Raw genomic sequence first — 12,778 nt, 5'->3', positions numbered from 1 at the left:
CTCTCCCGGGCGGCCTTCCGCAGGGTGGAGCGCCCGGATATTCTGGCAGTGTGACCACTCTCGCCGGCACTTCAGTCCTCGTAATCGGCGCTTCCGGAGGGCTCGGCAGTGAAATAGCCCGGCTGCTCTCCGCCGCCGGGGCGCAGCTCATCCTGAGCGCCCGCTACGCGTCCGCACTCGAGGCGCTCCGGATCCCTGGCGCGGTGGTCACCGCGAACCTGGCCAGGCCGGCCGAGGTCGACGAACTCGTTGCCGCGGCAGTCAGGGTCCACGGCCGCCTCGACGGAATCGTCATCGCCGCCGGCGTCGTGGCCTTCGGCCCCGCGGCATCGCTCCGGGACGACACCCTGGACAACCTCTTCGCCGTGAACACCTTCGCGCCGATCCGGCTCATCCGCTCCGCGCACGACGCGCTGGCCGCCTCGGCCGCCGCGGGACGCGAACCGTTCGTGGTCACGATCAGCGGGGTCGTCAGCGAACACCCGACGGCGAACCTGGCCGCCTACTCCGCGTCGAAGGCCGCGATCCACGCCTTCGGGCAGGCCGCGGCACGCGAGCTGCGCCGGGACGGCATCCGGATCCTGGACGCGCGCCCCGGGCATACAGAAACCGGGCTGTCCTCGCACCCGATCGCGGGCACGGCACCGCGCCTGGCCGTGGGCTACCAGCCCGATCTGGTGGCCCGACGCATCGTCGACGCCATCGTGAACGGCGAACTCGACCTGCCGAGCACCGCCTTCGGCGCCTAGCCCCTCGCGAATCGGCAGTTGTGCGCGTTATTCGGGGGTTTTAGGGCGCACAACTGCGGTTTCGCGGCAGAGGGAAGGGGTCAGACGTCGATGCGGTCGCGGCTGAGCTTGTCGGAGCTGTCGATGATGAACTCCTTGCGCGGGGCGACGTCGTTGCCCATCAGGAGTTCGAAGACCTTGCCGGCCACCTCGGCGTCGTCGACCCGAACCCGGCGCAGCGTGCGGTGCGCCCGTTCCATGGTCGTCGTCGCCAGCTGGTCGGCATCCATCTCGCCCAGGCCCTTGTAGCGCTGGATCGGATCCTGGTAGCGCTTCCCGCTGCGCTTGAGGCCGGTGAGCACCCCTTGCAGTTCGGCCTCCGAGTAGGTGTACAGGGTGTCGTTGGGCTTGCTCCCCGGGTTCATCACGACGACCCGGTGCAGCGGCGGAACGGCGGCGAAGACGCGCCCCTCCTCGATCATCGGGCGCATGTAACGGAAGAAGAGGGTGAGCAGCAGGGTGCGGATGTGTGCCCCGTCGACGTCGGCGTCACTCATGATGATCACCTTGCCGTAGCGTGCGGCGGACAGGTCGAAGCTGCGGCCGGAACCGGCCCCGATCACCTGGATGATCGACGCGCACTCCGTGTTCGAGAGCATGTCCGAGACGGATGCCTTCTGCACGTTGAGAATCTTGCCCCGGATCGGCAGCAGCGCCTGGTGCTCGCTGTCACGAGCCAGTTTGGCGGTGCCGAGCGCCGAGTCACCCTCGACGATGAACAGTTCGCTCGTGGCAACGTCGTTGCTGCGGCAGTCGACGAGCTTGGCCGGCAGGGAGGAGCTCTCCAGCGCGTTCTTGCGCCGCTGCGTTTCCTTGTGCGCGCGCGCCGAAATGCGCGACTTCATTTCGGCGACGATCTTGTCGAGCACCACGGCCGACTGGGCCTTGTCGTCGCGCTTGGGCGAGCCGAAGCGTTCGCTCATGGCCTTGGCGACCACACTCGCCACGATGGCGCGGACGGCCGGGGTGCCGAGCACTTCCTTGGTCTGGCCCTCGAACTGCGGCTCGGGCAGGCGAACGGTGAGCACGGCGGTGAGCCCGGCCATCACGTCGTCCTTCTCGAGCTTGTCGGAGCCGGCCTTGAGGCGACGGGCGTTCTGTTCGACCTGGGCGCGGAGGAACTTCAGCAGGCCGGCGTCGAAGCCGGCCTGGTGCGTGCCGCCCTTGGGCGTGGCGATGATGTTGACGAAGCTCTTCACGACGGTGTCGTAGCCGGTCCCCCAGCGCAGCGCGATGTCGACCTGGCAGTCGCGGGTCAGCTCGGTGGGCACCATGGCGCCCTTGTCGGTGAGCACCGGGACGGTTTCGGTGAACGTGCCGTGGCCGGTCAGGCGCCACGTGTCCGTGATCGGCGTGTCGGTCGAGAGGTGTTCGACGAATTCGGAGATGCCGCCGTCGAACTTGAATGATTCGAAGACCGGCTCCGCACCGCGGCGGTCGTCGACCTCGATCGACAGTCCCGGCACGAGGAAAGCGGTCTGCCGCGCGCGCCCCATCAGCTCCTCGGTCTGGAAGGCCGCGCCCCTGGTGAAGATCTGGCGGTCGGCCCAATAGCGGATCCGGGTGCCGGTCTTGCCGCGGGCGACCTTGCCGACCACCCTGAGTTCGCTCTTCTTCTCGAACGGGGTGAACGGCGCATCCGGGCTCTTCTCGGCGCCCGCGTCGGCGAAGATCCCCGGCTCGCCGCGGTGGAAGGACATGGCCCAGGTCTTGCCGTCCCGGTCGACCTCGACGTCGAGCCGTTCGGAGAGGGCGTTCACGACGGATGCGCCCACGCCGTGCAGCCCGCCGGATGCCGCGTAGGACCCGCTGCCGAACTTGCCGCCGGCGTGGAGCTTGGTGAACACAACCTCGACGCCGGAGAGGCCGGTCTTGGGCTCGATGTCGACGGGGATACCGCGGGCGGTGTCGCGAACTTCGACGCTCTCGTCCTGGTGCAGGACGATATCGATGGTGTTGCCGTGCCCGCCGAGGGCTTCGTCGACCGAATTGTCGATGATCTCCCAGAGGCAATGCATGAGCCCACGCGAGTCGGTGGAGCCGATGTACATCCCGGGACGCTTGCGGACGGCTTCGAGACCTTCGAGGACCGAAAGGTGGCGTGCGGAATAGTCAGAACTCACAATTGTCAAGAATACCGACCCGGCGGGCCGCCGCCGCGCTCGACACTCGACGCCTCCGAGCTACGCGGTGAGCGAAATACCACGCGCCCCGCTCGATTACCAGCCCCTGCCGTGTTTACATGGAGTGTCAGGGTTTTATGATTCCAGCCTGAGGAGGAGAACATGTCCCAGATCGCCACCGAAAATGGTGCCGTCGACCAAGAGGGCACCCCCCACCAGCTCACCGCAGCGGATCGCTGCGACGCTTGTGGCGCTCAGGCCTACATTCGCGTTGTCGTGAATAACAGCGAGTTGCTCTTCTGCGCGCACCACGGCCGCAAGCACCAGGAAAAGCTTGCTGCCATCGCCGAGAGTTGGCACGACGAGTCGAATCGACTCTTCGAGGACCAGCGCTCCTAGAGCGCGACGCTCCCGCGGGAGCGCGGAGTAGCCGGTCAGACCCGGTTACTCCGTAGCGAGGCCAAGCCGCACTGCAATCTGATTGCGTGCGGCTTTCGCTATGCCGTCGATCTGCAAGGCGCGTTCCGCCGGGACGTACTCGGTCCCCCGGGCGGCGAAGACCGCGCGCAGCAGGTGGTCGGCGAGCACGGGGTTCTTGGCCAGGACCGGACCGTGCAGGTGCGTGCCGATGACGTTCCCCATGACAACGCCCTCTGCGCCGGCGCCGTTTCCGATACCGGAGGCAACCGTGCCGAGGGCCGAGGCCTCCGCGCCGACGAAGTTCCGGGCATGGTTCTCAAAGCCGATCAGCCGGCCGTGCTTCGACGTCACGACCAGGTCGCCGGTGGCGCGCGCGGCCCGGGGTACGGCGCGGCCGGCGACCAGGCCCAGGCCCTCGACGACCGAGCCGTCCTGCAGTTCGATCCCCCAGCTGAGCAGCTCCAGCCCGGTGCCGACCGCCAGGATCGGGATGCCGGCGGTGGCCCAGGCGCGGAGGTCGTCGGCCATGCCCAGCAGGATGTCCCTGACCGGGTTGAGCTGGGCGTCCGTGCCGGACCCGACGACGACGGCATCGACCTGCGGCGGCAGGTCGGCGGCGCTTCTCACCGGGATGACCTCGGCCGGCTGGCCGGCCCACCGAGCCCGCTGGGCGAGGACGCGGGCGTTCTCGGCGTCGCCGTTGCCGCCCAGGAGCTCGGGCAGCACGGACACGATCGTCAGCGGTCGCGGCTCGCCCTGCGTCATGACAGCTCCTCGCTGTTGGTCGCCAGTCCGAGGTGGGCGCGCGTGCGCCGCATCCCGTCGGCCGAGAAGATGATCGTCTTGAGCCCGACGGCCGGCTCCGGGAGGGCCAGGAAGTCGTCGAGGGCCCGGCCGAGGTCGGATTCGATCCGGTCGACGGCGACATCGTCGTAGGCGAGCTGGAGTGCGATCTCGTGCGCCTTGGAGCCGGAAGCGATGAGGACCCGGCCGAGGCCTGACGTCGTGACCGGCCAGAAATAGGAGGGATCGCGCACGTCCGACCCGATCGCGACGAGGATCTGGTCGGTGCCCGGCTCGAGGCTGTCGAGGTTGAGCTGGAAGCTGGCCGGGTTCTGCACGAGCACGAATTCCACCTGCCGGCCACGCACGGACACGACCTCGCCTCGCCCGAAGACGGCGGGGATGCTCGAAATCGCGGCGACCGCGAGCCCGGCACGGAAGGCGGTGCCGAGCGCCTGGCGTGCGGCGCCGAGCGCCGTCGCGGCATCCACGGCGTAGTGCGTCCCGCGTGCCGGCAGGCCGACCGTGTAGTCACCCTCCGGCAGCGAGATTTCGGCTTCACGGCCGGCCACGCGCGTGACGAGGACACCCTCGCCCCTCGGCAGCCTGGCCGTGGCGGTTTGTGCGTAGCCGAGCCCGCGGGGGTTGGCCTCGAGGACCTCGGTCGTGACCCCGAACCGCTCCACCCGCACCGGCGACCGGACGCCCGCGGCCAGGTCCTGCAGGTACTGGTCGTCGGCGTTCAGGACCACTGCCTCGGTCGCGCGTGCCGCGATCTTCGCGAGCATCGCCTGGACCATCTCGGAGTCGTGGAACCGGTCGATCTGGTCGACCATGACATTGGTGAGCGTGACCACGCGGGGCGTCAGCGACCCGGCGATATAGGCCCCGTGCCCCTCATCCATTTCCAGGACGGCGATGTCCCCGTCGATGTGCCCGGTCAGGCTGGCCTGCTCGAGCAGCGCCGAGGTGAGGCCCTGGCTGATGTTGGCCGTCGACGGGTTCGTGAATACCGTCTTCCCGTGCGCGCGCAGCACCGCCACGAGCATCTTGGTGATCGTGGACTTGCCGCTCGACCCGGTGACGATGACGAGGCCCTCTGGGAAACCGTTGAGGGTGCGTGCGAGGAACCCCGGGGCGATCTTGTTCACCACGAGGCCGGGGACGGCCGAACCGCCTCCCGGCTTCCTCATCCTGGCAAGCGTCCGAACGATCCGGCCGATGAGGATCGCGGGGGCATAGTGCACCGGTTTACTCGAGGTAGTCGCGCAGCGACTGCGACCGCGACGGGTGGCGGAGCTTCGCCATCGTCTTCGATTCGATCTGGCGGATGCGCTCGCGCGTGACGCCGAAGGTGTCGCCGATCTGGTCGAGGGTCTTGGGCATGCCGTCGCCGAGGCCGAAGCGCATCCGGATGACGCCGGCTTCGCGTTCGGAGAGGGAGTCGAGCAGGCTTTCCAGCTGCTTCTGCAGCATGGTGAACCCGACGGCGTCCGCCGGGACGACCGCCTCGGTGTCCTCGATCAGGTCACCGAACTCGCTGTCGCCGTCTTCACCCAGCGGTGTGTGCAGGGAGATGGGCTCGCGGCCGTACTTCTGCACCTCGACGACCTTCTCGGGCGTCATGTCGAGTTCCCGGCTGAGTTCCTCTGGCGTGGGCTCGCGGCCCAGGTCCTGCAGCATCTGGCGTTGGACTCGGGCGAGCTTGTTGATGACCTCGACCATGTGCACCGGGATGCGGATCGTGCGGGCCTGGTCGGCCATGGCCCGGGTGATCGCCTGGCGGATCCACCAGGTGGCGTAGGTCGAGAACTTGAAGCCCTTGGTGTAGTCGAACTTCTCGACGGCACGGATGAGGCCCAGGTTGCCTTCCTGGATAAGGTCCAGGAACTGCATGCCGCGGCCGGTGTAGCGCTTGGCCAGCGATACGACCAAGCGCAGGTTGGCGCCGAGCAGGTGGCTCTTCGCCCTGGCCCCGTCCTTGGCGACCCACTGGAGCTCGCGGCCGAGCGCGGTCTTCTTCTCGGCGTCGGTCATCTGGGCCATCTTGTCCTCGGCGAACAGCCCGGCCTCGATCCGCATGGCCAGCTCGACCTCTTCGGCCGCGTTCAGCAGGGCGACCTTGCCGATCTGCTTCAGGTAGTCCTTGACGGGGTCGGCGGTGGCGCCGGTGATGGCGCTCGAGTAGACCGGGACCTCGTCCTCGTCGTCCACCAGGGAGAGCACGAGCGCACCGCTCGGAAGCGGAACGGCCGGAGCGGCGCGCTTGGCGCCCTCTTCATCGTCGTCATCGGAGTCCGCGTCGTCGTGCGCGCCGGCATCGGCGGCGGCCGCGTCGTCGCCGGCCTTCACCTTGGGCTTGGCGGCGGCGCGCTTGCGGGCGGGCTTCGGGGCGACGGGCGCCTCCGTCGAGGACCCCTCGGCCTCGGCAGCGGCGGCCTTCGCGGCCTTGGCCAGGGCGGCTTTCGTGGGGGCCTTGACCGCCTTCGCGGCCGGGGCCGGCGTGGTCGCCTCTGCCTCGTTCGCGGCGGATTCGACGGATGCCTCAGTCTTTGGGCGGGTTGCCATTCGAACACCTCTCATGCCATGGTTTGCGCGCGTACGGCGCTCCCAAACCACTCGTGGCCGAGTTGAATCTGACCGGGTTGAACCAGGTCAGCTTGAATTTGGGCAGTATTTGGACCCATGTCAAGTCCCAGGTGCTGCAACGAACCAGCATGTCCCGGTATTGCTACCGGCACTCCCAGGACCAGAACGGGTCCTAGAGATAATTATGACACGGTTTGCATGGACATCAATCCACTGGCGCGCTAGTCTCCGCTATTCTCGTCCGCGGTGGTGGCGCCAGGTACGTGAAAGTGCAACCCAGATAGGGGCGACTTCTATTCCCTCGTCGCGGGAGAGCTGGCTGCGCGTGCGCCGCCGGGCCCGGATGAGGAACGCCACCCCGACGCCGATGACGACGTACTGCACCGCGAAGGCGATGCGGAACGAGTCGAGCGCGTACAGGTCGCTCTCCGCTCCCCCGGCGACCCGCCAGCCGTCGAGCACGTCCAGGATCACGCCGACCAGGAACATCGTGACGAAGCTGGCGGTGAAGCCGCCGACGTTGACGACCCCATTGGCCGAGCCGAGCGCGCGTTGCGGGTTGAAGGTACGGGCAAAGTCGAAGCCGATCAGCGAGCCGGGGCCGCCGATGCCGATGACCACGAGGAGCAGCGCGATGAGCCACAGGGGCGGCTCACCCGGCCAGAGCAGCACGACCGTCCAGGCCGTGGCCATGGCCGCGACGATCCCGAGCACGATGTTGCTCCGGCGCAGCGGATACCGGGCGGTGAGCAGGCCGAGGATCGGGCCGAAGACCAGGCCCGCGCCGACGAGGATCGTGAGCATGCCCGCCGCCAGCGCGGGTTCGTAGCCGAGCGCGTAGACCATGAAGGGGAATCCCCAGAGCAGGCTGAACACCGTCCCGGACGACTGGGTCACGTAGTGCGACCAGAACCCGAGCTGGGTGCCGGGGCGTCGGAAGCTGTGCCGCAGCTGGGTCAGCGCGCTCGCCCACGTTTTCGCCAGCGCGTGGTCGCCGGCGCCTTCCGGATGGTCCCTGATGGCCACCGCAATAACGACCAGGGCGACCAGCGCCACGGATGTCGCGGAGACGAAGGCCGGCGTCCACCCCCAGACGTGCAGCACCCAGGCCAGCGGCACCGCGGACAGCACCTGGCCGAGCTGGCCGATGTTGCCCATGTACTGGGAGAGCTGCGGGACGATCCTGCCGGTGAACCAGGCGCTGATCAGTCGGATGACCGAGATGAAGATCATCGCGTCCCCGGCGCCGACCAGGATGCGGCCCGCCACCGCGATCGAGATCGTCGGGGCGAAGGCGAGGGTGAGCTGGCCCGCGACCATCAGGGCGGTCCCGCTGAGCATGAGTATCCGCGGGCCGTAGCGATCGATCAGGATGCCGACCGGGATCTGCGCGGACGCGTAGACGATGAGTTGCACGACGGCCAGGCTCGAGAGCAACGCGGCCGATCCGCCGAAACGTTCCGCGGCGGAGACCCCGGCGATACCCAGCGAGGTGCGCTGCAGGACGGCGGAGAGGTAGGCGAACGACCCAAGGAAAAAGATCAACCAGGATCGACGGGAGTTCACTCCTCCCAACCTACCGGGAACTAGTTGCCCGGCGCGTCATCCTTGTTACGCCGGATCGCGAGGAACTTCTCCAGCTCCGCCGCTATCTCGTCGGCGGTCGGCAGCTCGCCGTCTTCGTCGGTGAGCGGCGAACGCAGCGCGTTGCCCTCCATGTACGTGTCGTAGCGCTGCTCGAGCGTGCCGACCAGCTTGGCCAGTTCCGGGTTGTCGCCGACCTGCTCGTCGATCCTCGCGACGAACTCGCGGTTCTGTTCGCGGAGGCGGTCGGTGGGGAAGATCAGCCCCGTCGAGGCGCTCGTGCTCTCCAGCGCGGACAGCGCCGCGGACGGGAATTCGGTGTCGGCCAGGTAATGCGGAATAAGCAGGACGTACCCCACCGTCGACGCCCCGCTCTCCTGGAGCCGGAACTCGACCAAATGCAGGGCATTGGCGGGAACCTGGGTGTGCGGGCGCCAGACGGACATGCTCTCGATCAGGTCGGAGCGGTTGCCGCTGACGGTCACTCCGATCGGCCTCGTGTGCGGCACGGGCATCGGGATGGCGTGCACCCAGGTCGTCGACGCCACCTTGAACCGGTGCACAAGCTGCAGCACCGCCGCGGTGAACTGCTCCCAGCGGAAGTCGGGTTCGAACCCGGCCAAGAGCAGGAACGGCTGCCCCAGTTCGTCGTGGGCCAGGTACAGCCGCAGCGCGGGCGGCTGATAGTCGGTCAGGTGGTCCTGGTCGAAGTAGATGATCGGGCGCCGGGCCCGGTAGTCGAGGAGCAGGTCGGCGTCGAAGTTCGCGACGACCTTCTGGTCGAGCGTGCCGAGGAGGTATTCGGTGAACTGCGAGACCGCGGCCCCGGCATCCGCGAACCCGGTCAGGCCCGCGACCAGAGGGAGGCCTTCCGGGACGCCGTCGGCGTCCGCGGTCAACTCGTAGAGGTCACCAGGATCGCGCATATTCACACTCTAATCCGCCCGGTCGGCCGCGCCGCGGGAATGCGCCGGGCGCCTTCATGCCGAGAGCGAACATGTCCGCTCGTCGCTAGCATCGAGGAATGACCGTTCCCACCCTGTCCCTGTCCGCACAGCCCGCCATCGATTCGAACGTCGACGTTCTTATCGTCGGGGCGCTCCAAACGGATGGTTCGCCCGTCCTCTACGCGGACCCCGCCTTCTCCGGGCTGACGGAGCTGCTCGCGGCCGTCGGCGTGACCGGCGCCCGGGACCAGGTCGTGCGCCTCGCGCCGACGATCGGCGGCGCCCGCGGCATCGCCGTCGTCGGCCTCGGCAAGCAGGTCACCGTCGACGGGCTGCGCGAGGCGGCCGGATCCGCCGTGCGCCAGCTCACCGGGGTCGGCTCCGTGGCCTTCGCCTTCCCGCTGGCGACCGAAGACGAGCTGCACGCCGTGCTCGAGGGCGCCGCGCTCGGCGCTTACTCCTTCACCGCCTTCCGCCAGAGTTCGCTGGCGGGCACGAAGCTCCCGGCCGGTCAGGTCACCGTGCACACGTCGCTCGCCGCCGCCGACGCGGTGGACCGCGTCGGCATAGTGGCCGAGGCGGTCAGCCTGGTCAAGGACCTCGTCAACACTCCCCCGTCCCACCTGTACCCGGAGTCCCTGGCCCGCAAGTCCGTCGAGGCGGCCGCCGGCCTGCCCGTCGAGATCAGGGTCTGGGACGAGAACGAGCTCGTCGCGGACGGATTCGGCGGCATCGCCGGCGTGGGGCAGGGCTCCAGCCGGCCGCCGCGCCTGGTCAAGGTCAGTTACACGCCCGAGGGCGCGACCAAACACCTCGCCCTGGTCGGCAAGGGCATCACGTTCGACACCGGCGGACTCTCGCTCAAGCAGCCCGCGTCCATGGTGGGCATGAAATACGACATGACCGGCGCCGCCACGGTGCTCGCCGTGACCCTGGCCTCCGCCCGGCTGGCCCTGCCGGTGCGGATCACCGCCTGGTTGTGCATCGCCGAGAACATGCCGTCAGGGACGGCGATCCGCCCGAACGACGTTCTGCACATGCGCGGCGGCCGCACGGTCGAGGTGCTGAACACGGACGCCGAGGGCCGACTCGTGCTCGCCGACGGCATCGTGGCCGCCGGGGAGGAAGAGCCGGACGCGATCATCGACGTCGCCACCCTCACCGGCGCCCAGGTCGTCGCCCTCGGCCACCGGTACTTCGCCGCGATGGGCGACGACGACCTGGTCCAGCAGGTGCTCTCCGCCAGCAAGACCGTGGGCGAAACCGCCTGGCCGATGCCGCTCCCCGACGACCTGCGTAGCCTGCTCAATTCCGACGTGGCCGACATCGCCAACGCCAAGATCGGCAACACGGCCGGGGGCATGATGCTCGCCGGCGTGTTCCTGCGCGAATTCGTCGGCGCGCGCGGCGCCGGCGAGACCGCGGCGACCATCCCGTGGGCGCACCTCGACATCGCCGGCCCGTCCGAGAACGCGTCGGCGTGGGGCTTCACCGGCGCGGGGCCGACCGGTGTTTCCGTCCGGGCGCTGATCCGCCTGGCCGAGGACTTTTCACGCCCGTAGTACAGTCGTAGACGGCAAGAAAACCTTGCCGTCTTGCGGCTGCCCCGGCCCGTCTCCATTCGGCCGGGCCGAACGCAACTGAGTTTGTGATGCACGAGGGAGTAACTGGGTGTCGGAGCAGAAATTTGACCTTGTCGTTCTCGGTGGAGGAAGCGGTGGGTACGCGGCGGCATTGCGCGCGATCCAGCTCGGACTCACCGTCGGTCTGATCGAGAAGGGCAAGCTCGGGGGCACCTGTCTCCACACCGGTTGCATCCCGACCAAGGCGCTCCTGCACTCGGCCGAGGTCGCCGATGTCAGCCGCGAGTCCGCCAAGTACGGCGTCACCACCACGTTCGGCGGCATCGACATGGCGGCGGTCACCGCGTTCCGCGAGGGCCTCGTGGCCAAGAAGTACAAGGGCCTCGACGGCATGATCCGGGCCAAGGGCATCACCGTGATCGAGGGCGAGGGCCGCCTGGTCTCCCCCACCACCGTCCAGGTCGGCGAGGACACCATCGTCGGCACCAACGTCATCCTCGCCACGGGCTCCTACTCCCGCTCGCTTCCGGGGCTCGAAATCGGCGGCCGGGTGATCACGAGCGAAGAAGCGCTCGCCCTCGACTACGTCCCGAAGAAGGTCGCCGTGCTCGGCGGCGGCGTCATCGGCGTCGAGTTCGCCAGCGTCTGGAAGTCCTTCGGGGCCGACGTCACGATCATCGAGGCGCTCCCGCACCTGGTCCCGAACGAGGAGGAGTCGATCTCCAAGTCGCTCGAGCGCGCCTTCCGCAAGCGCGGGATCGGCTACAAGCTCGGCATCCGCTTCCAGAGCGTCACCCAGGATGAGAACGGCGTCGTCGTCACCCTCGAGAACGGCGACACGATCGAGGCGGAGCTCCTCCTCGTGGCCGTCGGCCGTGGCCCCGCAACTGCGGGACTCGGCTTCGAAGAGGCCGGCGTCACGATGGACCGCGGCTTCGTCATCACGAACGAGCGCCTCGCGACCAACATCCCCGGCCTCTACGCCGTCGGCGACATCGTCCCCGGCCTCCAGCTCGCGCACCGCGGTTTCCAGCAGGGCATCTTCGTCGCCGAGGAGATCGCGGGCCTGAACCCGATCATCGTCGAGGACATCAACATCCCCAAGGTCACCTACTGCGACCCCGAGGTCGCGTCGGTCGGCTACTCCGAGGCGAAGGCCACCGAGAAGTTCGGTGCCGACCAGGTCTCCAGCTACGAGTACAACCTCGCCGGCAACGGCAAGAGCGCGATTCTCGGCACCGCCGGTTCGATCAAGGTCGTGCGCGTCAAGGACGGCCCCGTCGTCGGCGTGCACATGATCGGCGCGCGCGTCGGCGAACTGATCGGGGAGGGCCAGTTGATCGTGAACTGGGAGGCGTACCCGGAGGACATCACTCCGCTGCTGCACGCCCACCCCACACAGAACGAGGCGCTGGGCGAGGCCTTCCTGGCCCTGGCCGGCAAGCCCCTTCACGTCTAACCGGTTTCCGGTACGCCGGCACACAGGCATTCAGTAACTTAATTTCAGACAAATGGTTTTGAAGGAGACATGCGCATGAGCGAATCCGTTATCCTCCCGGCACTCGGGGAGAGTGTCACAGAGGGCACGGTAACCCGCTGGCTGAAGAACGTGGGAGACCGCGTCGAGGTCGACGAGCCCCTGTTGGAGGTATCCACCGACAAGGTGGATACCGAGATCCCGTCGCCGATCGCCGGCGTGATCGAGGCCATCCTGGTCCAGGAGGACGAGACCGTCGAGGTCGGAACCCCCCTCGTCACCATCGGTGACGGCTCCGGCGCCGCCGAGGCACCCGCTGCCGAGGCACCCGCTGCCGAGGCACCCGCCGCCGAAGCGCCCGCCGCCGAAGCGCCCGCCGCCGAGGCACCCGCTGCCGCTGCGGCTCCGGTCGCCGAGGTTCCCTCCGCCGAGGCGCCCGCCCCGGCCGAGGAAGCCGCCCCGGTGGTCGCCCCGCCCGCACCCG

The 12,778-nt window shown here is 68.5% G+C and carries 11 protein-coding genes; 5 read left to right on the top strand and 6 right to left on the bottom strand.

Going from position 1 to position 12,778, the window contains the following annotated elements:
- Positions 1–50 precede the first annotated feature (50 nt).
- Positions 51–749: an SDR family NAD(P)-dependent oxidoreductase gene (locus tag E3O23_RS11440; protein ID WP_134491132.1), complete on the top strand. Its 699-nt coding sequence runs from the start codon at positions 51–53 to the stop codon at positions 747–749.
- 80 nt (positions 750–829) lie between these two features.
- Here E3O23_RS11440 and E3O23_RS11435 read toward each other — a convergent pair whose 3' ends face one another.
- Positions 830–2,914, bottom strand: coding sequence for a DNA gyrase/topoisomerase IV subunit B (locus E3O23_RS11435; RefSeq protein WP_134491323.1), 2,085 nt, complete (start codon positions 2,912–2,914; stop codon positions 830–832).
- A 159-nt stretch (positions 2,915–3,073) separates the two neighbouring features.
- Here E3O23_RS11435 and E3O23_RS11430 point away from each other — a divergent pair, with 159 nt between their 5' ends.
- Positions 3,074–3,310 (top strand): DUF7455 domain-containing protein, encoded by a 237-nt coding sequence (locus tag E3O23_RS11430; protein ID WP_134491130.1) that lies wholly within the window; start codon positions 3,074–3,076, stop codon positions 3,308–3,310.
- Between the two features lie 45 nt (positions 3,311–3,355).
- On the opposite strand, the gene E3O23_RS11425 is transcribed toward E3O23_RS11430, so the two are convergent.
- The 5 genes from E3O23_RS11425 to E3O23_RS11405 form a co-directional block, all read right to left on the bottom strand.
- The gene (locus tag E3O23_RS11425; RefSeq protein ID WP_134491128.1) at positions 3,356–4,096 is read right to left on the bottom strand and encodes a type 1 glutamine amidotransferase; all 741 of its coding nucleotides are present in this window, start codon (positions 4,094–4,096) and stop codon (positions 3,356–3,358) included.
- Positions 4,093–5,307 (bottom strand): MurT ligase domain-containing protein, encoded by a 1,215-nt coding sequence (locus E3O23_RS11420; protein ID WP_134491126.1) that lies wholly within the window; start codon positions 5,305–5,307, stop codon positions 4,093–4,095. Before E3O23_RS11420 ends, E3O23_RS11425 begins: the two co-directional genes overlap by 4 nt.
- A 58-nt stretch (positions 5,308–5,365) precedes the next feature.
- Positions 5,366–6,682: an RNA polymerase sigma factor gene (locus E3O23_RS11415; protein ID WP_174776640.1), complete on the bottom strand. Its 1,317-nt coding sequence runs from the start codon at positions 6,680–6,682 to the stop codon at positions 5,366–5,368.
- A gap of 252 nt (positions 6,683–6,934) precedes the next feature.
- Positions 6,935–8,248 carry an MFS transporter gene (locus E3O23_RS11410; RefSeq protein WP_241983450.1) on the bottom strand — a complete coding sequence of 438 codons (1,314 nt, stop codon included), beginning with the start codon at positions 8,246–8,248 and terminating at the stop codon, positions 6,935–6,937.
- Positions 8,249–8,289: 41 nt separating this feature from the next.
- Entirely contained in the window at positions 8,290–9,213 is a 924-nt protein-coding gene (locus E3O23_RS11405; RefSeq protein ID WP_134491120.1) for a proteasome assembly chaperone family protein, read from the bottom strand.
- 98 nt (positions 9,214–9,311) lie between these two features.
- On the opposite strand from E3O23_RS11405, the gene E3O23_RS11400 reads away from it, so the two are divergent.
- From E3O23_RS11400 to E3O23_RS11390, 3 genes are all read left to right on the top strand, one after another.
- Positions 9,312–10,796, top strand: a complete 1,485-nt coding sequence (locus E3O23_RS11400; RefSeq protein WP_134491118.1) for a leucyl aminopeptidase — start codon at positions 9,312–9,314, stop codon at positions 10,794–10,796.
- A gap of 109 nt (positions 10,797–10,905) precedes the next feature.
- Positions 10,906–12,276, top strand: coding sequence for a dihydrolipoyl dehydrogenase (gene lpdA / locus E3O23_RS11395; protein WP_134491116.1), 1,371 nt, complete (start codon positions 10,906–10,908; stop codon positions 12,274–12,276).
- A gap of 75 nt (positions 12,277–12,351) precedes the next feature.
- Positions 12,352–12,778, top strand: a 427-nt coding sequence (locus tag E3O23_RS11390) for a biotin/lipoyl-containing protein (protein WP_338145309.1), incomplete at its 3' end; no start/stop codon positions are given.

Source organism: Cryobacterium tagatosivorans, from assembly GCF_004402215.1.
GTDB lineage: Bacteria > Actinomycetota > Actinomycetes > Actinomycetales > Microbacteriaceae > Cryobacterium > Cryobacterium tagatosivorans.
Note: the sequence above shows the minus strand (reverse complement) of the source record. Positions and strands in the feature narration are given on the sequence as shown.